This window comes from Mycobacterium sp. NGS61 (assembly GCF_059812325.1).
Genome location: NZ_JCALCL010000008.1, coordinates 1 through 23,285, shown reverse-complemented (window position 1 = coordinate 23,285; position 23,285 = coordinate 1). Strand labels below are relative to the sequence as shown.

The following is a 23,285-nucleotide window of genomic DNA, read 5'->3' as shown; positions in this document are numbered from 1 at the left end:
TTAACCGGGATTGGGCCAGCTTCGGCTGAGCAGCGCCGCCAAACGCGGGTCGGACAGCCCGCTGTCTCCCAAGATGCCGTGCGCGCTCCACAGGCTCAGAGCTGGTGCGGCGGGACCATGCAGCCGTACCGGAGCTGCTTCATCGAAGCCGAGAGTGAGTGTCCACTGGTGTAGGTCGGGGTGGAATTCGGTGCACGAGTCGAACCAGAAACTCATCTGCCCGTGGGGGACCGTAGTGCAGATCAGCCGGTCGGTGGTGACGATGACGGAGCTGGTTTGGTGAAAGCGCCACTGGTGCGCGGCTTTTCGCTCCGCGTTTGCTTTTCGGCGGTGGTTGATCGCGCCCTGCACTGCAAGGGCTCCGAACATGAGCGCGGGGCGGCCGGCGACGATCAGCGAAAACGGCGAATAGCGTGTGTCGGTGTCGCAGTAGCGGCTGTAGCCGATCTCGGTGCTCAGTAGCGCGTGCTCGGCCGGTCCCAGGACCGGGCCGTAGACCTCGATCGGTCTTGGGGGGCGCCCCGCGCGTAGCGCGGTCGCGCAACCGCGACTGTAGTGCCACCACTGCTCTGACAGGGACTGCGGCCACGCCTGCGGTGGCCGCGCGTCGGCGCACCCAGGTGTACGGCGGGCCTCAGCGTGCACGAGTGCGTAAGCGCGTCGAGCGGCCGGCAGATTGGGTGTGCCTCCGGGAGGAGGCATACCAGGGATGTTGTTCATGGCCGCACGGTATCTCGATGTACCGACACGCTTTAGTCGCCGCGCAGTTCGCCGAGGATGCGGATCGCCGCGGCCCGCTCCTCATCGCCTAGCCACGGCAGCATCCACACCAACGCGTCTTCCATCTCGCGCGCCGCATTGGCGAAGTCTTCCTCGATCGCTGCGCGCGCGGTGTTTCCCATGTTGTCGCGGTGAGCGGCGAACGTGCGGCGCATTTTGATTAGGTGTTCGGCCATAGTGAAACGCTCGGCGGCGTTGGTTGCTGACGTTGGTCCGTTGGCCGGTGATGTCGTGGCCACTCCGGCCGCGGCGACCGTTGGCCGTGGGCGCGGGGGGTTGCCGTCGAGAATGGCTTCAACGCTGCCGGGTTCCCACTCGATGGCGCGTTCGAGGGCTCGGCGCAATTTGTGGCTCAGACGGCCAGCTCGGTTGTTCTCAATGGCCCGCAACGTTTCTACCGACGGGCCACCTTGGGTCGTGACGTCGGCTTGGCTGAGTCCCAGCTCGTTACGGCGATCGCGCACCGCGATACCGAGCGTGGCCCAAGACATGTGCGATATTTTGCCCGATTTCCCGGTAAATAACTGCATCCTCACCGCTGGTCGGTCGAGGAGGTGGGCCTGGTGTTGGCGGGTGTCCGCGTGGGCGTTCATCTGCCGAGCTTGTTTCTGACGTGCGCCGATGGCGTCGGTGTGCGCGCAGTTGCCACGGGCGTCTGGTCCTTTGTCGTGATCGATCCTATCGGTACGTTATCGCATTTCGCGGTGACAACCGGTAATTATATGCTAAATTACCGGTAATTCACCGGTAGGACGGTCAGGTGAAGAACCCGCGGCTGGAGCCCGGAGGGCTTCCGCACCGAACGCACAGGAGGACTTCCCATGACAACCACCCCCAGCGCCCGCACCCCCCGACCGTCGGATTCGTCTCGGCTACGCGCTGAGGTGCGCCTATTTCACACTGAGCAGGATCTGGCGTGCCGCGAGGATCCGGAGTTGTTCTTCAATCCGAACCGCAAGTCGCGCGCGGTGGCCCGCTGCGCGGAGTGCCCATTTCGGGGTCGCTGCAGCTACAACGCCGTGGCCTCTGGTGCAACGCACGGCATCTGGGGCGGGATGTCGCTACCCGGTCACTATCCAACGCAGCTCGCGCCGGTCTACGCCCGCCTGGCTGAGCAGTTCGAGGCGCGCCGCAGGGGGGAGATCGGCGATGTCGCTGTGGCGCCGCTACCCGAGCTCCTCGTCGAGCAACTTGTCCAGGACTTTCCTATCAAAGTCATCGCCGGTGCGGCGTGAGTACCGCGGCGATCAAGGTGTGCCCGGTGGTGTCGAGTGTCGATGAGAACGGCACGCAACGGATCACGCTTCTGGATCGAGTGAGTCGGTGCTGCGCGGGGCCTCCAAGCCGCCCGGCCACACCCACTGGCGGCTCTACATAGTGCCACCCTGGCCCGTGTCGTTCGCCGGCGACGCTGATGCCACCCAGCACCTGCTCACCGCGCGCCGCGCAGATGCCGCTGCGGCCTCCCGCAACGAGCGCAGAGGCCCGCCAATGGTTGAGGCTCATCGGGCACCTTTACGCCCATCTCGCCGAAGCGGGAACCGCCCCCGCGACGTCGCGCTAAATCACGTCTCGGCGCCATCACCGAGAACCGCTGGTAGGAGGCGTGCGGATCACAACAACATCTCAGGGACGCGGCGGTCGGAGGCGCGCTATCAGATAGCCGCGTGAGGATCGCGCCATGGCTCAGCCGCACAAAGGTCAACGCAAACTCCTCATGTGCAGCCCCGCTGAAGAGGTCTACGAGGAAGTAAAGGCCGACGCCGCCGCGTAAGGCATCCAGCCTGTCCCAGCTCGGCGCCTCCAAGGACATCGCCACGCAGATCGCGCAGTCCGAGGCGCACGTGGCGGCGCGGCGCACCCCACCCAGGCCGCGACAGATCGCCAGATAGTTGGTGAAGTATCTGTCGAGGTAAATTGCAGCGTGGCGCGGTTGCCGGTTGGCGCGCTACTGCAACAGTTCGCGCACTGGTGAATCTGCGGGCCCGATGTGCTGGTCAAACGCCTCGTTAAGGACGGTAAGCATCCGTTCGGAGCCGCCGCGCAGCACATCGGTGATCAGATCTTCCAGCTCGATATGGGTATAGCGAGTAAGAGCGGTCGGTTCGATGTAGAGGTCCTCGATGTAGCCATCTCGCTCGATAGTCACCTGGACCTCCTCGCCGAAGGGCCCCAGGTCGTCGGCGCGGCGCTGGCAGTCGGCGTTGAACTGCGCAAGCGCAGCGCGGACCATCTCGATTTGCTTCTCGATCGCCGCGACGGCCTGGGCATCACTTGCGGGCATCGGGTTGCTCCCCGCGCGGTTTGCGCTCTCTGTCATCGTCTTTGTTGCGTCCTTCTCGACGGTTTTTGACCGGCTCACTGTTCGGCGGCACCACCACCGCCAGCGTGCGGTCCTGATACAACTGCTTATTCTGCGGCCCCGAACCGCTGCCGCCACGCCCACCCATCGGTGGCATCATCGGTCCCATCGCCCCCACCGCTGGGGCCGGTCCTGCCGATGACGGCGGTGCTGCGGGCGCCGCTAGTGCTGCCGCTGGTGCGGCCGCCTCCGGGGCTGCAGCCAACGGCGCGGGCGCGGTCATCGCGCCGCCGTCACTGGCCGGCGCGGTCTGTCCGTCCCCGCCGCCGCCGAAGTTGGAGCCCGCCGTTGGCTCGCCGAGGGATTCCGGAGATTCTGGTGGCGACTCCCCGCCGGGAGGTGCTCCGCCGCCGGGGTGTTGACCCAAGCCGCTCATCATCGGCGCCGCGGCCTGCTGGACTCCTTGCAAGGCCTTGGCTCCCGCCCCCGCCAGACCCCCCATCGCGCCGCCCAGGCCGCCGACCACCCCGCCGATGATTCCCAGGATCAGCATCGGCGCTGCTCCCGCACTAGCACCGGTCACCGTTTCCAGCAACGGGTTACCGAATGGGGTCGAATCCACGTCGGCCGGCGGCCACGTCGTCCCGCCACGGAGCAGGCTCTCCCCCGACCCCGGGCCTTGCTGCACCGGCTCTAACGGCGCGCCGGTGGCCGCGGGATCGGGTTTGGTCACCGGCGTGCCACCAGGGCCCTTGGCGCGCTGCACATCAGGACTGTCCGGTATGGCTCCCGGCGGTGGGGCCGGCGCCCCCGGGCCGAGACCGGGCAGCGCCTCAGCGAAGCTGTAGCTGCTAAACCCAGCCGTCGACGCCTGATACAGGCCGGCAACCTTCACCTGGGCGTGCACCACCGCTTCGCGGCGCATCCCGCGCGCGGCGATATTGGCCTGCACCGCTGTCTGCAACTCGCGCTCCCCCGCCACCACTTGCCGGTGAGTCGGGATCGCGGTACTCGCGCGGTGGAAATTCTGCAAGTGAGTCGCCGCCTGCTGCGCCAAGCCCGCAACATGGCGTGCGTGGCCCTCATACCAGCGCTGCAACGTGCGCAACCGCGCTGTCGCCGCCTGTGCGCTGGCCGCATCCCAACTGGCCTCGATCGCCGTGATCACCGCCCCCAGCTGCAAGCCCGCCCGCTCAAGCTGCGCGGCCTCGGTGCGCATGCTGGTTTGCACCGCCTGCCACGCCTGCGTCCCCCCACCGGCGCGGCCGGTATCGATCAGCCGGGCGATGTCACGCGGTGCGGCCGGGACCTCACCGGCCGGCGCCGACACCCCGCCGCCCAGAAGATCGGCGACAGCATCGATATCCACCGCCGGCGCCGGTGTGCGTGCCGGTATCGCCCCGCCGCCACCGGCACTCAAAGTCGCCGCCGATACCGCCTCCTGATCGTCGAAGTCCGCGGCGCTGGTCTGCACCATCACCCCGTAACGCTGGGCCAGCGCGTTGGCGATCGCGGTGTAGCGCCGAGCCAGGCTGACCGCGGCACTGAACCGGAAACTGGCGGCCACCGATACATGATCAGGCGCGCACGGCTGCACCTGGTCAGCGTGCGGGACCGCCGCGTGCGCGACCGCACAGGCCTGCCCGGCCGCGCCGGTGAGCGCCGGTGTGTCTACCCGTACCGAGTTCGCCACCGCTGAAAAGCCTCGGTTAGGTGCTCAGCGTGCGCTGGTTGTGCTCCTCAGCGTCGCGGTACGTGGCGAGGCTGCTGCGGATGTGCCCGGCCACATCCTCGCAGTAGCGGCCCAGCGCGTGGCCGGCCTGCGCGCGGGCCTGGAGCACCTCCTGCAACGCCGCCCCCACCGTCGACGAACCGATCCGCCCAAACATCGAGCGGGCCCGCTCCAAGGTTTCCGGGGAGGCGTCCAGCATTTCCCGTACCCGGGGAGCTTCGCCCTCCCACCACTGCGCGTGCTGGTCCCACTCGTCGAAATTCACCGACACGTTCTTGGCCACTGAAACTTGCCTCCCGAGCTCTGAACTGCGTATTCATCAACCATAAAGCGCCGCACCGCCCCATGTCCGGGCCGCGAACACTCAAAAATCGATAGTTTGCCGGTACTGCTGCACTTCGGCCAGACTCGGAAAGCCCGCGGTCACCGACCATTGTGCGCCGGACTCCTCACCGCTGCGCACCCCCACCTGGGCGCGCAGTTGCATCAGCGCCAACCGGTGCAGCCGCGCAATGCGATCCGCCAGCACCTCAGCCGGCCACGACGCCACCGCCGGCTCCAGCTGGACCTGCACATCAAGGCCCGACACGTCGGCGATCTTGACCATCAGCGCACCATCGCGGGACCACTCGACGACCTCGTTTATCACCGTGGTCCCCGCTCCGTCGACATGCATCTAGGCGCCTGCGGCAACAGTCGGCGGCGACACACTACTCGGCGCCGCCGCTGCGGGGACGTGCGCGGTCGCGCCGAATTGGGCCGGGTCCTCCCACCCCAGGAATTCCGCGGCGGGCAGTGCGCTTTGCGGCTGAAGCTGGCCATCGAGCCAAATTTTGCCATTCCCCATGAAGATGATCGGTTCGCGGCTCTTGCACTGCGCGATCTGACCGGGCACCAGGTGGCTGGGATCGACCGGCACGGTGACCGGCGTCCCCGGAGGCGGTAGCTGCGCATACGGCTTCCACGCATCCGTCACCGAAGCCCCGTTGAGTACCGCCCGCACCGCCGCGGCGTGCTGGGCCGAGGTCGTGGTCACCGGCGTGCCATCAGGCATTTGCACCACCAGGCTCGCATCCCCGCCCGGTGCGCTGGCCGGTGCGGCCGCCGCGGCAGCGGGTTGTGCGGCCACCGGCTGCGCACCCGCGCTGCCCGCAGCCGCGGGGTCGGGCTTGGCTTCGCTGTCGCCTTTGCCGCGGCCCTCTGCGGCCTCGGACGACTCGTCGCGACCATGACGGTCATCGACGAAATCAGCAGGCTTACCGCGCTCACGGGCCTCGCCGTCGTTGAACCCCTCACCGCCTGCGCCGTGGCTGCCCATTGCGCCGGTCAGCGGTGCCAACGCACCCAGCGCATCCATCGGCAAGGAACCCCCTGCATTGCCCAACATCCCGGGCAATGAACCCAATGCCCCCAGGGCCGGACCCAGCATTGAGGTCGGATCACCCGTCATCGCGGGCAATCCACCCATTCCCGCCAGAGGATCAGTCACCCCGCCGGTGGCGCCGGCGCCTGGGTCTACACCACCGCCTCCGCCGCCAGCCCCGCCACCATCTCCGCCGCCACCGGACCCACCGCCGCCGGACCCGGCGCCACCGGACCCGGCGGCATCGGCGGGGCCTTTGTGATGCTCGCCACTGCTCTCGCGGTATTCAGTGCTCAGCGCGGCCAGCAATTCGGCCTGCCTCTTGCTGTCCACCTTGGAACTGTTGAGCAGGCGCTGGATCTCCGCCAAATTGTGATCCAGCATCGTGTTGAACAAGGACAGCGCCTGCGGGTCTTTCGACATCGTCGGGTCGGTCATGATCTGCTGGTGAGCAGCCTGGATGCCCGCGACCAGCTCACCGACCCGAGCCCGTGTTTCGTCGTTGGTAGTGAAGATCTCTTTGAGCAGCTCGGCCAATTTCTCATCGGTAGCCGCTACCTCGCCGCTAGTTTGGCGGTAGGTGCCCCCGGCCTGATCCGCGCCTGAATGCAAGCCACTCCAAGACGGCCCTACAACGCGCGGGGGCCCGCCCTGCCACGGCGCTGGGGGCACTACATCCCGGGCCCGCTCACGTGGCGGCCGCCGATCGTCGTCGCCGCCGAAAATTGCGTCGACGCCAGCAAGAACCGGGCGGAGAAGATCCTCTAGTTCCTCCAGAAATCCCACCGATTCCCCTACTTCCGCCGATCACACAACCCGAGCACTCACTGCAAAAAACGCTACCGCCGGGATCGACCCCAAAGCGACGGGCGAGGCACACCAATTCACCGACGTTCCTCCCGCAGGCGGCATCGCCCAGCACGGCAGGTACGGGTGGGAGTCGCAAGAAATCAGCCGGGCCGCCGCCGACCCAGAACGCTGACGACGGCACCGCTGCGGTCCCCCTCGGTGGCTAGAAATATTTGTCGGGCGCGGATGTGGTCGGGGCGGGTGCGGCGCGCTTACGGTGTGAGAACCGGCTCCACCAACGGCATCGACGGCCGGACTTAAGGACAACGCCGACGATTGGCCGAAGCCACACAGCAGTACGCCGCGGTTGAACCGCGCGGCGTGTCGTGCGCGGTTCAACCGCGCACTCGTGTCACTCTTGTCCCACAAGTACACAGCCGACCCGACAATCAGGAGCGCATCCCCCGAACCCAGCCCGAGCTCGCGGGCGCCGCGAGATTGCACAACCGCATACAGGCCCAAACGCAGAAATCCCCGCCGAAGCGGGGACACCTGCCCCGGAGCTAGCGACTCCGGTTCTGGCCTCTGAACTCAGAAACCATGCCTAGCGGGCTGGTTTCACGATAGAGGACGCCTTCGTGAATCACAAGACTGGCATTTTGGTGCCGTTAACTCCCTGTCAGCGACATCCTGTCGACTGGCTTGACCCCACCCGTACGGGCCTCACCCGACGGCTTTGCCTAACTTGCCCGGGCCTCCAGGCGTGCGCGCAGGCCGCCCACCGCGAGCGCCCCGACTACGGCATGTGGGCCGGCGTCTGGATCAACGGTGACTTCACCGCCAAAAAACACCTGCTGGGCTGTCAAAACCCCACAGAGGAGCCGACGGCGCTGCAAACCGCGCCACCGCAAAAAACCCCGCCGGTGCGACCGTCGCCGCGAGCGCCCGGCCCCGCGCGCTACCGCCGAGTCGGCACATTGTGCACCAGCGCTCCCCCACCGCAGCTAGCCGCGCTGATCACCGCCCGGGCCGCCGGGCACTGCGAAATTATGGCGCCGGCCTGCACCTATCAGCAGTCGGCGATCTTTGCGCGCCGCCGCGCCGCGTCACGCACGCCGCTGGGCAGCCCCGCAGACGCATTGGCCGCCTGCCGCAACTGCATTGAATTGATCGAGCACACCGCCACCCCCACAGCTCTGGACCTCGGTTACATCGTCGACCCCCGCAGCTGCACCAGCACCGTCGCGCTGCTGTGGCGCCAACACCACTGGGTTTACCTCGACACCCGCGGCCGGCTGCATCGGTGCCAGGGCGCCGCGCAGCCCGTTACCCGCTAGCCCGCGATGACAGCCCTCGCCGCCGCGCCTGCCGCCACCCCTGCGGTCGTCTGGAAAGCGCTGGCCCATCTCATCGCGGCGCGCCCCACCGTACGGGTCTGCAACCCCGACACCGCCAAATTCGATCGCACCGCCGCGCTGAGCACCCGACTACCCCGACTCCCCGCCGCGGTGCCGCTCTACCTGCGCGGACGAGCCCAGTACCTGGTGCTGGACTTCGACACCAAACGCCACGGGCAACACACGGTGGACGCCGACTTCACGCGCGCGTTGAGGTGGATCACCGACTGCGGCGGCATCGCCATCAGCGATCGCTCCACCAGCGGCGGTCGGCACCTGCTGGTGCCGCTGGCGGTCGGCACCGCCGCGACCGCCGAGGAGCTCAGCCCACTGTTGCGGCTCCTAGAAGCGCGGCTGCCCAGCCTCGACAAGACCCCGATGACCAACCCGAAGACCGGATGCATCACGGTACCCGGGTCCGCCTGCCGCGAAGGAGGCCACCGCATCCTCGACGGCCCCCTGGACACCGCCGTGGACACCCTCACGCGACGGTCCCATCCGGCCCTGCTACCCCGGCTCAACGTCCTGCTCGGCGCGCTGAGCGCGTCGACCCCGCCCCCGTCGGCGCGCACCTCCTCAGCCCCCGACGGCGACGCGTTGACCGGTAGCGGCGAGGACACCCGGCTACGGCCCGACTACACCCGCAGTGGAGATCTGCCGGCCCGAATCACCGCCTATGCCACCACCGGTGTGCTGCCCACAGACACCACCTGGCGCAGCCACTCCGAAGCCCGCCAGTCCGTGCTCGCCCACGCAGTCCTGCACGGATACACCCTGACCACCATCCGCGCACTCATCGCCCCGGGCCGCCCCTGGAGTAGCGGGCTGGCCCGCGCCTATGCCCGCTATCAGCGCAGCGCCGAGACCGCGCTGCGCCGCGACTTCGCGAAGGCTTTACAGTGGGCGGCCGACAACGCCCAGTATTTCCGACCAGCCGGTGCACAAGAATACGAACTACACACACGGGGGGGCACCCGTGGACCGCTCCTGCACCGGCAGTGGCTCACCAACGCCGTGGCCTGGGTGGAGCAGAACTACCCGGCTCACCCCTACCGCTGGATCGGAGCAGCGGTCTATCAGGCGCTGGCCGTGCACGCCGTGCGCACCGGAGAGGTCATCAACGGGGTCCCGGTGGTCGGAGTGGGCGGCCGCTCGCTCTCGATCGCCACCGGCCTGCTCAGCGAGACAATGGTCTGGCAATTCCTGCGCGAGACCCGCGATCAACCCGGGTCACCGCTGGTCCGTACCCGGGTTGCCCAAGGACGCCAACCTGACTTCTATGCCCTGACCCAGCAGCACTGCCTGGATCGGGCCCCTGAGGCCATCGCCGCGGCCCGCATCGAAGATGTCCACCTGGCGTGGAAAGTCATCGGTCACCGGCACCGACGCATCTACGAACTGATCGTCCACCGAGGGCTCACCGATCCCCGCGACGTCTTCGCGGCCGCCCACGTCTCCCCCAGCACCGGATACGCCAGCCTGGGGGCCTTGGTTACCGCGGGACTCATCGCACGCGGTCGCGGAAGCCTGGGGCCCGGAACGGTGACACTGGATCAGATCGGTGCCGCGCACCAGCTCCACGCCCTGCGAACCCAGCGGATCGCCCGCCACCGCCGCGAACGGCAGAGCTGGCATGACTGGCTCACCCTGCGCGAAGAGCTGCGCAACCCGCCCGATGACATCGGGGACACGGCACCAGTCAGCGTGCTCGCCGATCCCTATGACCGGCATCGCCAGGAATACCTCAGCGCTGTCCTGGCCACCGGGCCCCCCACCCTCGACGACGAAGGTCACTCCCTTGAACTGCTCGCTGAACTCGTCGGCGCGCGCATCCTCGCCGGCCATGCGCGCGGCGCCCCGAACTAGATCAATGCAGCCGGATCCGCGTCCCCGGGAGACTCCCCAGGGTGCGGGCTGCCCCACCCTGACTCCGGCAGGGCTGGACAACTAGACGACGAGATAAGGACGCGAACCGCTCCTTTACCGCGGTAAAGAAGCGGGTGCTGCCCGGACTGATTGCGCCACCGACGTGCAGGGCGCCGGAAAGAAAGGGGGGTGCCGGTGGAAAATGCTTAGGCGGAAGAAGCCGTGCGGCGGCGACGCTGCCGAGCGGCCAGCGCCTCTTCGACGAGGTTGGAGGCGAAGTCCTGCGCGGTCAGCAACACATCGTCGCGCTTGGCCTCCAACCACGCCGCCCGCAGGTGGCCGGCGGCCTCGGACCGCAACCGCAATGTGCGGGGAGCCCCCAGAGCGTCCGGTTCGGAGACGGCCGGTTCCGGGGCTCGCGAGCGAACCACGCGAGCATTCGCTGGTGGAGCCGGGCGGGCCGGCACGGTCGCCGGGGGTTGCACCGGAGCCTGCGCGGGCGATGCGGGTGCAGCCACCACCGCAGGGGGACGCGTGGCTGAACCGGCATCAGAGAGCATGCCCATCACGACTTCGGAGGTCTTTTTACCCATGGTGTCTCCCTCGCTTGGCGCGGCCCTCATTGACACGTTTCATCACATCCACGGTGAACGCGGCGTATGCCTGGGCCAGATCAGGGTCGGCCTCGGCGTCGCCGAGCACGAATCCCCCGCTGACCATCCGCTCCGCCGCGGTGCGCTTAGGGATCAGGGCATCGAACATCGGCAAGCCGTCTTCGCCTAACGCGGTTAACGTCTCGCGGCTGATCAATGTCGCGGGCTCGTACTTGGTCAATAACACGCCGAGCAGCTCTGCGGACAACACCTCGTGTTCGCGCAGCGAGGCGGCCCACTCCAAGAACATGTGCACGCCTCTTCTGCCCCATTTACTGGCGTCGGTCGGCACGATGAGCCAGTCGGCCGCATTCAGCGCCGAAATCACCAGCTGCCCCAGGTTCGGGGACAGATCTAGGACGATCGCGTCATAGTCGTCGAACACCGGCTGCAACCGCATCGCCATCTGGTACTCGCGGCGGTGCATCATGACGAGTTCCTGGTCGAGCTTGGCCACCGCTAACGTGGCTGGTATCAACTCCAGGTTGGGAATGCGCGTCTTGCGTATCACCTCGGCGATCGGCGCCCGCTGGGCGATCAGGTCATACAGATCCAGATCCACGTCGTCATCCGGATCGAACATGGACGTGGAATTGGCCTGAGCATCGCAATCCACTAACAGAGTGCGCCAACCACCGTGCGCCAACCCGGCCGCGAGGCTGACCGCGGTAAACGACTTCCCGACCCCACCTTTGTGGTTGGCAATAGCAATGACATCGGCTTTCACTTTGACCCCTTAAGTCCCATTCGTCACACCTGTGATTACAACACGGGGTCGCCGGGTGTTCGCGCGATGCGGTCGCGGCGTGTTGCGGTGACTCGGTGATGCAGCAACGCAGTAAGTGAGCGATTCTGTGTTTGCAACACCGGGTTGCGTAGTGTCACCGTGACGCAATGATGAAGTGATCAGGTGATCTGCTCACGACATCGCCCCGCGATCGAATCAACTGGTGATCCTGTGATGCCGCGACGTCGCGACCCCGTGTTCCGATCACACGAACACGCGGTGACCTGATCATCGCCGCACCCTGTGATCTGGTCGCATAGTGACCCCGTTGCCCAAACACCGCAGCACCACGTGATCCGGCGATCCCGTGATGCGATCAACGGATCAGGGAATCACTCAGTCGCACCGCCACCAGATCTCCGCGTTACTCGATAACCACGTGACGCGGTGACCGACTCACCCGATCGCACCGTCACCGCATCGGCCGGGTGTGCGGATGCCTCGATGACCGCGTGACGGCGTCGCCAGATCACACAATCACCGGACGACGCTGGCGGGGGACGCGAGGCGCCGAGGTCAGAGCCGAATTCCAACCAGATCGCGTGAGCGTGCCAGGCGGACGGGTGCGACGGAACTTGCCCGATCTTTACCGCGGTAAAGATCCAACGGCTCGTTTCTGCCTTGAGACAGCGAAGCGCCGGGGGAGAGGGCGCGGAATTGCATGCGATGTGCGTATGCTCGCTCGCCGGCCGCGTGTCCGACAGCCCAGATCGCGGCGGTGCCACTAGCATCATGGCGACCCATCCGAAGTACCCCGCTGTGCGGGGGAAGCATACGGAAGGCCATTCGATGGCTGTGCACGTCCTTTTGAACCAGAAAGGCGGCGTCGGCAAAAGCACCATCGCGGTCAACCTGGCCGCCGTGACCGCTGACGTCCTCAATCACCGCGATGATCCGGACGCTAGCTCGCCGGTCGCCGCCATCTCAGTAGACCCCCAAGGCTCAGCCGTCTGGTGGGCATCACGAATCGACGACCTGCCGTTTCACATCGTGCAGGCCCACGACGACCTCGCCGGACTAGCGCGCATCAAAGAGCTGCCGACCATCAAGCACGTCTACATCGACACCCCCGGCTGGATCGACCTCGACGCCGGCGCCGGCACCACCGCCGACCCGCTCGGCAGGGGGCCCGCCGCAGACGCCCTACGCGCCGTGCTCGACGTCGCCGACCAGGTCATCATCCCGATCGAGACCGAACCGCTCTCCTTCGATCCGACGGCCCGAACCATCAACAAGGTCGTTAGACCACGAGGCCTGCCCTACACCGTGGTCATCAACAACTGGGACCCGCGCGACGGCCACTACGACCTCAACGAGACCAAAGAATTCATCAAACGCAACGGATGGCCGCTGGCCAATACTGTTATCCGCCACTACAAACTGCACTCCCGGGCCAGCGCCGACGGGCAGGTGGTCACGGAATACCCGACTAACCGCGTGGCGCTGCAAGCACGCGAAGACTTCTACCGCTTCGCACTCGAACTCAACATCGGGGGAGGACGCTGATGGCCCCACGCGGACGACGCACCAGCCTGGCCGAACTGGCCGGCGACGTCGGCGACAACTCGCCCGTCGACCGTCCACCGGCGAGCGAGGCGCCGGCGCGCAGCGTCGCGCTGGCGGATCTGACCGCCAACCCCCGCAACCCGCGCGAAGACGTCGGCGACCTGACCAACCTCGCCTCGATCGCCGACCTGCAACTGCAACCGGCGGTGGTCGTCACCGCCGCCGCCTACCGCGCTCTATACCCCGACGACGCCATCGCCACCCGCTTCGTGGTCATCAACGGCTGCCGGCGTCTGGCCGCAGCACACAAATACGGCCGCACCGACCTCGACATCGTCGTCAACGACGCTCTCGCGCGCGACCGCATTACCCTGGTCGCCGCGGCCATTACCGAGAACGTCGACCGCGAAGACTTCGACGTCATCGAAGAGGCGCGCGCCGTGGAGGCACTCGTTGCCGAATGCGGGCGCGCCGTCACGGCCGCACAGCGGCTACACCGCACCGAAGGCTGGGTATCGCAGCGGCGCGCCCTGCTCAAACTTGACCCTCAACTCCAAACCGCGCTGCGTCGGGGCGAACTCGCCATCCGCGAGGCCCGCGCCCTGGCGCAGGTCCCGCGCGAACAACAAGTCGCACGCTGGCGCGCAGCCCTAGCCAAGCAGAACAACGACACCGATGTCCCCGCACCTCGACCCGGCCCCCCGAAGTCGCGGGCACTCACTGCCGCCTTAGCCCAATTCGACAGCCGCCCCGACTTACTCGTCGACGCCCTACGCAACTACCTCGGTGACGAGGGGATGAAGCAGCTCCGCGCACTGCTCTAGGCTGCGGCCGCGGCGCTCCGCATCCCGTCGATCGGTCAGCGGACTGTATGCGGGGGGCGATCAGAGTTGATCGGCCAACTGACCCAAATGCCCCGGCGTCACAAACTGGGCGAGGGCATCCAGATAATTCTGCGCCACCGCGCGATAGCGCTCCGCGGTGCTTTCTCCGGCCAGCATGTTCTGCTGCGCCGCGATCAACAGCCGGTTGACCTCCACCTGGGTCACCAGCCGGGCACGCAAGTCATCAACTTCTGTGCTCGACGCGGGGGTAGGGGAGGGCCCGGCTTCACCGGGTAGCTGATCACGGTAGACATACCAGCGCAGCCGTTCCGGACGGGGGATCGCGCCGCCGCGCAATTCCCCGGCGGTAATGGCCCGGATCAGCGTGCGGGGGTCCTTATTCAATGCCGCCGCGGCCTCCCGCAACGACACATGCGGACCTGACGGCGTGGTCTCCACACCGTCAGGCACCTGCTTGAGCTCTGCCATCGCCTCGATTCGCGCTCGCGAGCGTATCGTCCCATTACAACACAATGCCGTTAACTAATGGCATATTAACGGCATCACGATCCGCCACAGGCCGCCAATGTCGCTAATAACGACATCGATGCCATAAACTAACGGCAACAGCTAGCGCCATTACGGTGGTCGAGCCCACCACCCGGTTGTTGAGAGGAACAGTCGTGGCATTACACACCGAACGACGCGCCCACACCCGCAAAGGCACCGAAACGCGGCAACGCACCAAAATGGTCGGCCTGCGACTGCGCCCCGAGGACCACCAAAAGCTGACCCGCCTCGCCCAATTCCGTGGCGTCAACGTCGCCGCACTCTTCGAATCGACCGTTGCGGACCTCCTAGCGACCCCCCTACCCGGCGAATCGCTTAGCGCCTAGACCGGCGTACCCAAAGCCCTTTCGCCGATCAAAGTCAGTTCCTCAAGCAATCCGCCGACGCCCCCACCGGGCCGCTCTCGCCGGCCACACGCGCACGGCGCAATCTTCGTAACCCGTAACGTGCCGATCGGACCGGGTCTCTTCGATCGGCCGTCCCGTGGCGGAGAGCCGAGACACACGCGCGAACGGCAAGGCGCCTCACGCCACCGCCGATCGCGCACATACCGGCACAGCCCCAGGATTGATGCCGCACCCGGCCGTCTGGGCCAACGGAGATGCTCCCCTCAACGGGCAGCAGATCCCACAACTGCAGGTCGCGGACGAACTGCAGACGGTGCGCACGGCGCGGCACTGGCGAAACCAGCGCACACTCGATGGCCCCGTCACCACCAGTCAATCCCGCGGAGGGGCCGCTTTCAGCGGCTTTACTGTGCAGGGACGCACCCAGCCCCGCCCAGAGACGCTAAGCGTTGCGTCGCTGCACCTCTGCAGGCGCCCGGATCGAGAGGGGAGCAGACTGGCAGGGTGAGCATCGTCCTTCCCGCCCTGCCGCCAGGGCCCATGCTGGCCACGCCGGGCCCGCCGTCCAGCGGACCGGATTGGATCGTCGAGGCCAAATGGGACGGCGCCCGGGCCCTGACCCGCATCCACGGCCACGACATCGAGATCGTGAGCCGCCCCGGAAACACCTTGGCCGCACGCTTCCCCGATGTTCTCGCCGGCCTACACACCGCAATGGGCGGACACACCGCGATCCTCGATGGCGAGATCGTGGCGCTAGCCCACGACGGGCGACCAGACTTCAGCAGACTGCAGCGTCGCCTGCGCGTCACCCGACCGGACCCTCGGCTGCGCACGACGGTGCCGGCGCGCTACCTGCTCTTTGACATCTTGCACTTGGACGGAACAGATCTGACCGGCCTGCCCTACGTGCAACGACGCGAAGCGCTCGAGGGCCTCAGATTGCCCCGCGATGGCACCGTCGTCGTACCGCCGTGCTGGCATGGCCTCGACGGGCGCTTATTGTTCGACGCCACAACGGATCTGGCGCTCGAAGGTGTGGTGTGCAAACGCGCGGCATCGACCTACCAGCCCGGGCGGCGGTCTCGCTCCTGGATCAAGACCGTCATCCGACGCAAAGCCCCGCTTGTCGTCGCCGGCTGGGTCGACGGCCGCGCGAACCCGATCGGCGCGTTGCTCCTCGCTGCCCACGACACCGACGGGCGACTGTTGTACTGCGGGGCGGTCAGCTCCGGACTGAGCCGGCCAGCCAACCGAGCCATCTACGCGCAGCTGCAGCAGATCGAAACTCGCACTCCACCACTTTCGTGCCCACCCGGCCATGCGCTGTCGGGCCACGCCCACTGGGTGCGGCCCTCGCTGGTGGGTCTGGTCGAATACCGCGAATTCCCCGGACGCCTGCGCCATCCCGCCTGGAAAGGACTTACCACGCGCAAGCCCTCCGAAGTCGGTTTGCCGCCACACAGCTGACCGTTGCTGCCGCGGCCGCGCCGGACCGTCACTGTGATGAAACGACTGCGAATGGCAGATATCCCGGCTTGTGCGACCCGAATGCACTTCCTCGATCGCGGTCGCTCATTTATGCCTCAACGGACACTCCATCTCGAATCCCACTGTGCTGCAACGAAACTGATGCAGGGGCTGCTGTAATCAGGGAGTCAGAATTTCCCCGTTGCCTGGGCACACGGATAATCCCAGTTATCCACGATGCTTTCGCGATGATGAAATGGCTCAAACGCGTAACACCGGGGTCCGATTCCGGTCATGCTAGACCGCTCAAAAGGCTTGTAGGGACGAACCGGGCAAACATCGCTCGAATAAGGAGGTGATTGCGGAAATCCTGCTCAAAATCCCGACCGCGTGAGGTCAAGCCAGGGACGAGCGTGCGGCGATCGAACAAACGGAGTCCCCTTGCCGGGCCGAGGGCGGCACGACCGCGCGGTGTTGCCCGCTACAGGTGGCCACTGGGCAGCTCAGTCGAGCACTGCTCCGACGGTCAAGTCCAAAGACGTGGCGTACCACTCGCGAGGCCCGCCGCTGCAACCGCTCGCAAAATCCACGGCTTGCCCTAGATGACCCTCCAGCGACTGACGCGCCTAATTGGGCCGACGCCGCCCCAAGTCAGACGGAGGAGGGCAGCGCCGCGAGTCGCAGTTCGCGAAGTTACCAGACTCGCCTAAGGTCCTGATTGCGGTCGCGGGCGGGGGGGTCTAAGGGCCGCAGCAGGTGTCACACATGCTCACTCCGTGTCGAGCGCAGCGGCGTCGGCACCGACCAACGCCTGAATCAATGTGCGGCCGCGCTCGGTGAGCCGATACATCGCCAACTGCCGTTGCCGACGGGAGGACACGAGCTCAGCGGTCTTGAGTTGGCGAAGGTGATAGGACACTAAGCCTTGTGCCTGTCCGACCACCCACGCCAGATCGCACACGCACAACTCGTCGCCACGCAGTAGCGCCGTCGCGATCGTCAACCGGGTGGGGTCACCGAAGGCCCGCGCCTGGGATGCGGCCCGTTGACACGGGCCCGACCCGGGCAGTGACGTTCGAATGGACTCTGCATCATGCAAATTCAGGCACACCAGGTCGCAAGAGTCCACCCGCCGCGTGCCCATGCTGGCATACTAACGGTCGTCTATATAGCAATGAAGGCGCGGCGGCCAACCCTACGCGGCTCGTTTTCATCGGCCGTCGGTGCTGGCTCGGAGTTTGGTTCGAAGCTCGGCGTTGCAAGTGCAGGCTGGGTCGAGCCGCGGCTTAGATCTTCCTCATCGGCAGGCAGGCAGATGCGCGACGAGGCATTGCGCGTACCACCGCCGCAGGCCAATTCCGGTGGCCTGTGCCTCACGTAGTGGGAGGACTTACCGGGGCACGATAAGCGTTGGCTCTCGGCGCTTGCACGGCACGGTCCTGCGCGTGCAGCCGATCGCTACCGGGGTATTGCATATATCGCAATGTACGCATAACTTATGGAGATGGTCTGGTCGAAAAGGGCACGGCCGTGAGCGCCGGCCACAGCCATGCACATGGGCACACCTCGGCGGATGCTGACCGGCGATGGCTGGGCGCAGCGTTGGCGGTGATTACGACGTTCATGCTGGGCGAAGTGATCGTCGGGGTACTCGCCGGGTCATTGGCGTTGATCTCGGATGCGGCGCACATGCTCACCGACGCGGCCTCGATTGCGTTGGCGTTGTGGGCGATTCGGCTGGCGGTGCGGCCGGCGGCGGGGCGGATGACCTACGGCTGGAAGCGCGTCGAGATCCTCTCGGCACAGGCCAACGGGGTGACGTTGCTGGTGCTGGCGGCGTGGCTGACTTACGAGGCAATCGGTCGCCTGATCGATCCGCCGCCCGTCACCGGCGTGCTGGTGCTGATCACCGCGCTGGCCGGGGCGGTTGTCAACGTGGCTGCGACGTGGATGATCAGTCGAGCTGACCGGTCCAGCCTCAATGTCGAAGGCGCTTTTCAGCACATACTCAACGACTTATTCGCATTCATCGCTACTGCGGTGGCCGGCGTGGTGATTGTTTTCACCGGGTTCGCGCGAGCCGATGCGATCGCGACGCTGATCGTGGTGGCCCTGATGATCAGGGCCGGAGTGGGGTTGGTGCGTGCGGCCAGCCTTATCTTCCTGGAGGCCGCTCCCCAGGGGGTGGAGCCGGCCGCGATCGGTCAAGCGATGGCTGCACACGATTCAGTGGTGGAGGTCCACGACTTGCACATCTGGGAAATCACCTCTGGGCAACCGGCCCTATCCGCACACGTGATCGTCGCTGACGGCCAGGATTGCCACACCACCCGGGTCGACCTTGCGCACTTACTGTCCCACCAGCACGGCATTTCGCACAGTACGTTGCAGCTTGATTATCGGCGATCCGAGTACGGCGAGCCCGGCGCACACGAAGCCTCTGCGCATTGTGAAGACCCCCATGGTCCAACACATCGCTCCACCACCGCGTAGTGCGCGAAAAACCTCATTACGATTGGGCTGTGTCGTTTCGTAATTGCGAGGGGATATCCACATCAGTCACGACACGGGACCCTAATCGCGGCCCGGAGCTCCGAAACCACCCAGGCCTTGCGGCCGCTCTTCATTGCATTGGTGAAACTCGTGCGTGTTCGCGGATCGGCCCTCAGCACCGGCGGCTGCGCAACTTCCTCGGCTGCGCCCATCTCGATGATCGAGGCTTCGTCCTGAGAGCAGCCAGCAATCGATCGGAACGCAGTTTCGTTTCATTCACCAGCAGCGGATGGCATCAAGTCCCTGCTGTCGATGTCTGCAGGTGTCGTCGACGGGAGCCCAGTACCGTTCGGTGATTGCCCGTTGGCCAAGCGGTAGCGGATTAGCCGGGAGCTGTTAGTGACTACCGCCACCGACGACGCGTTGTGCAGTATCGCGGCGAGCACAGGTGATAGCGCACCCGCAGCACCCATCAACAGACCCGTGGAGTTGACGGCGATGGACATGCCATAGTTCTGCCGGATCACTTTGACCGCGCGTGCGCCCAGATCCGGTACGTCGAGCAGGCGCTGCAAGTTGTCGTTGGCCAGTGCGATGTCGGCTGTTTCGACCGCAACGTCGGTGCCCGCAAGTCCCATTGCAATCCCGATGTCGGCAGTAGCCAGTGCCGGGGCGTCATTGACGCCGTCGCCGACCATCCCCACGACGTAGCCTTCGTCCTGAAGTTGACGCACCGCCTGAAGTTTGTCTTCCGGCAGCACCTCGGCGCGCCACTCTTCGATACCCATCTCTCGAGCGACCACCTCGGCGGTCTCGGGATGATCGCCGGTGAGCATGACGATGCGCCGGATTCCATTGGCCCGCAACTTCTGCACGACTTCGGCGGCCTCGGGCCGAACTTCGTCGCGCAGGCTGATCAGACCCACCAGCTTGCCATCCACGGCCAGCAGCAGTGGAGTTTCGGCTTGGCCGCGGAGTTTGGTCACCCAATCCGTCGCCTTCTTGGAAACCCGCACTTTTTCGGCGCGTAACAGCGACGGGCTTCCCAACAGCAAAATCCGACCATCGGCCCAGGTCCGCATGCCCAGACCCACCAGCACCTCACATTGCTCATGCGGGGGAATGGTGATGTGGCGTTCTGTGGTCGAGCGAATCACCGCTTCGGCCAGCGGATGACGAGAATGGATTTCTGAGCTGGCCGCGTAGGCCAGAACCTCTTCGGGCTGCCAGTCTTTGTGCAGCGCAACGACGTTGGTGACGATGGGGCGCCCAACGGTCAGAGTCCCGGTTTTGTCGAACACGACGGCGTCCACCCGGCCGGCTTGTTCCAGGTGGGAACCGCCCTTGATCAGGATGCCGCGGCGCGCCCCGTTGCCGATCGCGGCGCTGATCGCGGTCGGGGTGGACAATCCCACCGCGCACGGACACGCGATTAACAGCATCGTCATCGCGCGGCGAACATCGCCAGTGAGCACCAAGGTGGCCGCGGACACGATGAACGAAATAGGGACAAAGCGGCGCGAGAAGTTCTCACCGACCGTTTGTATCGGCGCCCGATCGAGCTGCGCCTCTTCGACGCGGGCGATAATGCGCCCGATCGTGGTTTCGTTGCCGACAGCGCTGGCGCGCACTACCAGTCGACCGCGTACCACCACCGATCCGGCATGCACGCGGGACCCGACCTCCATACTGACCGGCAGCGTTTCCCCGGTAATCGCCGACTGGTCGACAGCTGCGTCGCCGTCGACCACTTCGCCGTCGACAGGTATCGCCACATGATCGTGAACCACGACCTGGTCCCCGATCTGCAGCGTATCGATAGGCACCTGCACCTCGCTACCGTCGTCTAGCCGAATCCACGCGGTGTCGGCGGTACCGCGCAGCAGATCGGCGATGGCGCGGCGGGTGCGCCGCAAAGTCAGGTCCTGCAGATACTCACCGATGTTAAGCAACCACAACACGGTCAGGGCGACCACGTTCTCCCGCAACACCAGGCTGGCCACCGTGGCCACCGTCACCAACGAGTCGGTGCCAGCGCGACCGGAACGCAGAGCGCGCAGCGCGCCGCGAAAGAACGGATAACCCATAAACACCGTTGCGCCAGTGGCAATCAACTGACCAGACGGGCCCAGCAGCGGCGGTCGCCGAAACACGTAGCGGCGCACACCGAGCAGCGCCAGCGCAACCCCTCCGATCACCAGGCGCAGCACCTCGGCGTTACGGATGTCGGCCGAGCGAGGTGTGCGCGCAGGAATCAGCTCAGCCGCCACCTCACGAGCCTCTGCGATAGCCGCCACGATGGCCGAGCGATCGCAACGTTTCGGCGAGTACCACACGACCACAGACCCGGTGTGCGGGTATGCGTGCACCACCCGCACACCAGTCTGCTTGTTCACAGCATCTTCGACCGCGACCGCACGGCGCGAATTGGAGCGGACCCAAGGAACGAGGAGCCGCATTCGTCCTGCAGCGTCCGAGACGACCTCCACAGCGTTGATGGCAACAGTCATGTCAGCGGTCAGTGATCGTGGTCGTGGACCTCGGCGGCAGCCGGCGGTGGCACTTCCTCACCGATGCGTTCACGGGCCTCGGCGACCACATCGCCAATTTTGAGCCGCGCCGACTCCGCTGCCACCTCGGCGCGTCGGGTTCCCCTCAGACCCAGTTCGGTTACCGCTACCGCGGTTCGACGCACAGGAGCCTTTCCTGCCGCCTTTCGCAGCACCTCATAGGCGCCCACACCCACCAGCCCGGTGAACACCGTTCCTGCCGCCTTGGCCACTAGCGCCTGCGGAAGCATCAATACCCCTCCTGTTCGGTCCTCGTTGACACTGAAGTCGTCTTATCTGCGTTTGATCTTAACATAAGTATATTGCAATACCGCCATGGATAGGAGTCGGGAGGCCCGCCCCGCAACCACGCGGCATTCGGAGTCGTTGCGACCCCGGCTAACACACCGACTACTTGAAATCGCGGCTGCTGGCGGTTCTCGGCCTGCCGTGGCGCCTCGCCCTGCCAGTCCGCGTACCGAACTATGACAACGACACAGTGATGGTCGCGTCGATCACCTGAATGCCATGTCCACAGCAGCGCGCTGACACACCACAAAACCAGCCTGCTGTTGGCGACGATTGGGGGTGGCGCGCGCCGTCTTTGGCGAAGGAACAAGCCGAAGCGCGGCGTCGTCGTCTGTCAATGGACAGCTGAAACGGCCCGTGGGCGGACATGAAGTGTCCGCCATCCCAGCAACCCGCCCGTGCCGAGGAAAAACACGGCCACTACGGAACCCATTCAGATTCACACATGCGCATGCTACTATAATTCACCGACGGCAGGGGTGGTTGCCGCTGATGCAGGGAGGGCTCATGGATGAGCGCGGGGCAACGGTGATCGGGGTGTCGGTGCTGCTGTGTCGGCGCTGTGTGTCGCGCGTGCCGGTGCAGCGGCATGAAGTAACGGTCGATCAACGCGTTGAATGCGGCGGCAGCGAGCCCGAGCAACTTTCGAAGTCCGACGCGAAGTTTGATGCGGTCCAGCAGCCCCAGGCGCTACCGGTGGCCTATCCCCCCCGCAGCAGTATGCGGCTCAGCCGGGGTGCATCGGAGGGTCACGTCAAACAAGGAGCGGCTTGTTCGCTGCCGGGTGCTACCGGGGGTTGGCACGGGGGCGGTCGCGGCGCCGCCACTGACACATAACCACGTAGCGCCGCGGCGGTTCAGCGCCGCAAATTCGGGTCGCAGTAGCACAAGCGGTGCCGTTCCTCAACACGACCGCACTGCATTATAAGGAGCAACGAGATGGATTTCGCGAGCTATCCGCCAGAGCTCAACTCGGCCCGTATGTATACCGGTGTCGGGTCAGGACCGTTGTTGGCCGCGGCCGAGGCGTGGGATGTGCTCGCCGCCGACCTGCAGTCGGCGGCGAATGCCTACCAGGCGGTGGTATCGGGATTGACCGCTGGTCCCTGGTTGGGGCCGGCGTCGGCGGCGATGAGCGCTGCGGCAGCATCGTATGTGGCGTGGTTGCGAGCCACCGCCGCCCAGGCCGAAGAGACCGGCGCTCAAGCCAAATCCGCTGCCGCAGCCTACCAAAGCGCGTTTTTGGCGACGGTTCCGCCAACGATCGTGGCGGCTAACCGCAGTCAGCTGATGACTCTGGTCGCGACCAATGTGTTCGGAAGAAACACCCCGGCGATCGCGGCCACCGAAGCTCACTACGCAGAGATGTGGGCCCAGGACGCCGCGGCGATGTACGGCTATGCAGCCTCGTCTGCCTCGGCGACGGCACTGACGCCGTTCAACCCACCGCAGCAAAACACCAACCCGAGCGGTTTGGCCAACCAGGCCGTGGCCGGTCAGACTACCGGCATCGCGCAAAGCGTTATCCAGCAAGCCTTCTCCGCAGTG

At 66.0% G+C, this 23,285-nt stretch carries 23 protein-coding genes; 10 read left to right on the top strand and 13 right to left on the bottom strand.

All coding sequences use genetic code 11. The features are described from left to right. Both AC5Y3Z_RS17165 and AC5Y3Z_RS17160 read right to left on the bottom strand, forming a co-directional pair. Positions 1 to 645, bottom strand: a complete 645-nt coding sequence (locus tag AC5Y3Z_RS17165; protein ID WP_500001814.1) for a hypothetical protein — start codon at positions 643 to 645, stop codon at positions 1 to 3. A 107-nt stretch (positions 646 to 752) separates the two neighbouring features. Beyond that, positions 753 to 1,373 (bottom strand): helix-turn-helix domain-containing protein, encoded by a 621-nt coding sequence (locus AC5Y3Z_RS17160; protein WP_463828128.1) that lies wholly within the window; start codon positions 1,371 to 1,373, stop codon positions 753 to 755. A 228-nt stretch (positions 1,374 to 1,601) separates the two neighbouring features. Between AC5Y3Z_RS17160 and AC5Y3Z_RS17155 the strand changes: the two genes are divergently transcribed. Further along, the gene (locus AC5Y3Z_RS17155; RefSeq protein WP_463828127.1) at positions 1,602 to 2,015 is read left to right on the top strand and encodes a WhiB family transcriptional regulator; all 414 of its coding nucleotides are present in this window, start codon (positions 1,602 to 1,604) and stop codon (positions 2,013 to 2,015) included. Between the two features lie 713 nt (positions 2,016 to 2,728). Here AC5Y3Z_RS17155 and AC5Y3Z_RS17150 read toward each other — a convergent pair. From AC5Y3Z_RS17150 to AC5Y3Z_RS17130, 5 genes are all read right to left on the bottom strand, one after another. Further along, positions 2,729 to 3,064, bottom strand: a complete 336-nt coding sequence (locus tag AC5Y3Z_RS17150; protein WP_463828126.1) for a hypothetical protein — start codon at positions 3,062 to 3,064, stop codon at positions 2,729 to 2,731. Then, entirely contained in the window at positions 3,051 to 4,775 is a 1,725-nt protein-coding gene (locus AC5Y3Z_RS17145; protein ID WP_463828125.1) for a PPE domain-containing protein, read from the bottom strand. Before AC5Y3Z_RS17145 ends, AC5Y3Z_RS17150 begins: the two co-directional genes overlap by 14 nt. A gap of 16 nt (positions 4,776 to 4,791) precedes the next feature. Further along, positions 4,792 to 5,097, bottom strand: a complete 306-nt coding sequence (locus AC5Y3Z_RS17140) for a type VII secretion target (RefSeq protein ID WP_463828124.1) — start codon at positions 5,095 to 5,097, stop codon at positions 4,792 to 4,794. 81 nt (positions 5,098 to 5,178) lie between these two features. After that, complete coding sequence (locus AC5Y3Z_RS17135) at positions 5,179 to 5,490, bottom strand: hypothetical protein (protein ID WP_463828123.1); 312 nt, start codon at positions 5,488 to 5,490, stop codon at positions 5,179 to 5,181. Then, the gene (locus AC5Y3Z_RS17130) at positions 5,491 to 6,789 is read right to left on the bottom strand and encodes a DUF4226 domain-containing protein (protein WP_463828122.1); all 1,299 of its coding nucleotides are present in this window, start codon (positions 6,787 to 6,789) and stop codon (positions 5,491 to 5,493) included. On the opposite strand from AC5Y3Z_RS17130, the gene AC5Y3Z_RS17125 reads away from it, so the two are divergent. From AC5Y3Z_RS17125 to AC5Y3Z_RS17115, 3 genes are all read left to right on the top strand, one after another. After that, complete coding sequence (locus tag AC5Y3Z_RS17125) at positions 6,784 to 6,945, top strand: hypothetical protein (protein WP_463828121.1); 162 nt, start codon at positions 6,784 to 6,786, stop codon at positions 6,943 to 6,945. The two genes, AC5Y3Z_RS17130 and AC5Y3Z_RS17125, sit on opposite strands and share 6 nt — an antisense overlap. 659 nt (positions 6,946 to 7,604) lie before the next feature. After that, positions 7,605 to 8,303 carry a WhiB family transcriptional regulator gene (locus AC5Y3Z_RS17120; protein WP_463828120.1) on the top strand — a complete coding sequence of 233 codons (699 nt, stop codon included), beginning with the start codon at positions 7,605 to 7,607 and terminating at the stop codon, positions 8,301 to 8,303. Positions 8,304 to 8,309: 6 nt separating this feature from the next. After that, a complete protein-coding gene (locus AC5Y3Z_RS17115) occupies positions 8,310 to 10,229 on the top strand; it encodes a hypothetical protein (protein ID WP_463828119.1) in 1,920 nt (639 codons plus the stop codon). A gap of 206 nt (positions 10,230 to 10,435) precedes the next feature. Here AC5Y3Z_RS17115 and AC5Y3Z_RS17110 read toward each other — a convergent pair whose 3' ends face one another. Next, on the bottom strand, positions 10,436 to 10,822 hold the full coding sequence (locus tag AC5Y3Z_RS17110) for a hypothetical protein (RefSeq protein WP_463828118.1): 387 nt from the start codon (positions 10,820 to 10,822) through the stop codon (positions 10,436 to 10,438). Beyond that, the gene (locus AC5Y3Z_RS17105) at positions 10,815 to 11,609 is read right to left on the bottom strand and encodes a ParA family protein (protein ID WP_463828117.1); all 795 of its coding nucleotides are present in this window, start codon (positions 11,607 to 11,609) and stop codon (positions 10,815 to 10,817) included. Before AC5Y3Z_RS17105 ends, AC5Y3Z_RS17110 begins: the two co-directional genes overlap by 8 nt. Positions 11,610 to 12,458: 849 nt before the next feature. Here AC5Y3Z_RS17105 and AC5Y3Z_RS17100 point away from each other — a divergent pair. Beyond that, positions 12,459 to 13,175, top strand: a complete 717-nt coding sequence (locus tag AC5Y3Z_RS17100) for a nucleotide-binding protein (RefSeq protein WP_463828116.1) — start codon at positions 12,459 to 12,461, stop codon at positions 13,173 to 13,175. After that, on the top strand, positions 13,175 to 13,999 hold the full coding sequence (locus AC5Y3Z_RS17095) for a ParB/RepB/Spo0J family partition protein (protein ID WP_463828115.1): 825 nt from the start codon (positions 13,175 to 13,177) through the stop codon (positions 13,997 to 13,999). The genes AC5Y3Z_RS17100 and AC5Y3Z_RS17095 overlap by 1 nt, the downstream gene beginning before the upstream one ends. Before the next feature lie 60 nt (positions 14,000 to 14,059). Here the strand turns inward: AC5Y3Z_RS17095 and AC5Y3Z_RS17090 are convergent, their stop codons facing one another. Continuing rightward, entirely contained in the window at positions 14,060 to 14,488 is a 429-nt protein-coding gene (locus tag AC5Y3Z_RS17090) for a hypothetical protein (RefSeq protein WP_463828114.1), read from the bottom strand. Positions 14,489 to 14,682: 194 nt separating this feature from the next. Here AC5Y3Z_RS17090 and AC5Y3Z_RS17085 point away from each other — a divergent pair, with 194 nt between their 5' ends. Continuing rightward, a complete protein-coding gene (locus AC5Y3Z_RS17085; RefSeq protein ID WP_463828113.1) occupies positions 14,683 to 14,895 on the top strand; it encodes a hypothetical protein in 213 nt (70 codons plus the stop codon). Between the two features lie 525 nt (positions 14,896 to 15,420). Continuing rightward, positions 15,421 to 16,386 (top strand): non-homologous end-joining DNA ligase, encoded by a 966-nt coding sequence (gene ligD, locus AC5Y3Z_RS17080; protein ID WP_463828112.1) that lies wholly within the window; start codon positions 15,421 to 15,423, stop codon positions 16,384 to 16,386. A 769-nt stretch (positions 16,387 to 17,155) separates the two neighbouring features. Here the strand turns inward: ligD and AC5Y3Z_RS17075 are convergent. Next, positions 17,156 to 17,530, bottom strand: a complete 375-nt coding sequence (locus tag AC5Y3Z_RS17075; RefSeq protein WP_463828111.1) for an ArsR/SmtB family transcription factor — start codon at positions 17,528 to 17,530, stop codon at positions 17,156 to 17,158. Between the two features lie 386 nt (positions 17,531 to 17,916). On the opposite strand from AC5Y3Z_RS17075, the gene AC5Y3Z_RS17070 reads away from it, so the two are divergent. Then, positions 17,917 to 18,879: a cation diffusion facilitator family transporter gene (locus tag AC5Y3Z_RS17070; RefSeq protein WP_463828110.1), complete on the top strand. Its 963-nt coding sequence runs from the start codon at positions 17,917 to 17,919 to the stop codon at positions 18,877 to 18,879. A gap of 272 nt (positions 18,880 to 19,151) precedes the next feature. Here AC5Y3Z_RS17070 and ctpC read toward each other — a convergent pair whose 3' ends face one another. After that, on the bottom strand, positions 19,152 to 21,389 hold the full coding sequence (gene ctpC, locus AC5Y3Z_RS17065; protein ID WP_463828109.1) for a manganese-exporting P-type ATPase CtpC: 2,238 nt from the start codon (positions 21,387 to 21,389) through the stop codon (positions 19,152 to 19,154). A gap of 8 nt (positions 21,390 to 21,397) precedes the next feature. Continuing rightward, complete coding sequence (locus AC5Y3Z_RS17060) at positions 21,398 to 21,679, bottom strand: DUF1490 family protein (protein WP_463828108.1); 282 nt, start codon at positions 21,677 to 21,679, stop codon at positions 21,398 to 21,400. A 997-nt stretch (positions 21,680 to 22,676) separates the two neighbouring features. Between AC5Y3Z_RS17060 and AC5Y3Z_RS17055 the strand changes: the two genes are divergently transcribed. Further along, on the top strand, positions 22,677 to 23,285 hold a 609-nt coding region (locus tag AC5Y3Z_RS17055; RefSeq protein ID WP_500001813.1), incomplete at its 3' end, for a PPE family protein.

Coding starts and splice junctions, on each gene's coding strand:
- AC5Y3Z_RS17135 (WP_463828123.1), bottom strand. CDS start 5,490: ATGCATGTCGACGGAGCGGGGACCACGGTGATAAACGAGGTCGTCGAG.
- AC5Y3Z_RS17125 (WP_463828121.1), top strand. CDS start 6,784: ATGCAAGCCACTCCAAGACGGCCCTACAACGCGCGGGGGCCCGCCCTG.
- ctpC (WP_463828109.1), bottom strand. CDS start 21,389: ATGACTGTTGCCATCAACGCTGTGGAGGTCGTCTCGGACGCTGCAGGA.
- AC5Y3Z_RS17075 (WP_463828111.1), bottom strand. CDS start 17,530: ATGGGCACGCGGCGGGTGGACTCTTGCGACCTGGTGTGCCTGAATTTG.
- AC5Y3Z_RS17095 (WP_463828115.1), top strand. CDS start 13,175: ATGGCCCCACGCGGACGACGCACCAGCCTGGCCGAACTGGCCGGCGAC.
- AC5Y3Z_RS17090 (WP_463828114.1), bottom strand. CDS start 14,488: ATGGCAGAGCTCAAGCAGGTGCCTGACGGTGTGGAGACCACGCCGTCA.
- AC5Y3Z_RS17115 (WP_463828119.1), top strand. CDS start 8,310: ATGACAGCCCTCGCCGCCGCGCCTGCCGCCACCCCTGCGGTCGTCTGG.
- AC5Y3Z_RS17100 (WP_463828116.1), top strand. CDS start 12,459: ATGGCTGTGCACGTCCTTTTGAACCAGAAAGGCGGCGTCGGCAAAAGC.
- AC5Y3Z_RS17155 (WP_463828127.1), top strand. CDS start 1,602: ATGACAACCACCCCCAGCGCCCGCACCCCCCGACCGTCGGATTCGTCT.
- AC5Y3Z_RS17110 (WP_463828118.1), bottom strand. CDS start 10,822: ATGGGTAAAAAGACCTCCGAAGTCGTGATGGGCATGCTCTCTGATGCC.
- AC5Y3Z_RS17160 (WP_463828128.1), bottom strand. CDS start 1,373: ATGAACGCCCACGCGGACACCCGCCAACACCAGGCCCACCTCCTCGAC.
- AC5Y3Z_RS17060 (WP_463828108.1), bottom strand. CDS start 21,679: ATGCTTCCGCAGGCGCTAGTGGCCAAGGCGGCAGGAACGGTGTTCACC.
- AC5Y3Z_RS17150 (WP_463828126.1), bottom strand. CDS start 3,064: ATGCCCGCAAGTGATGCCCAGGCCGTCGCGGCGATCGAGAAGCAAATC.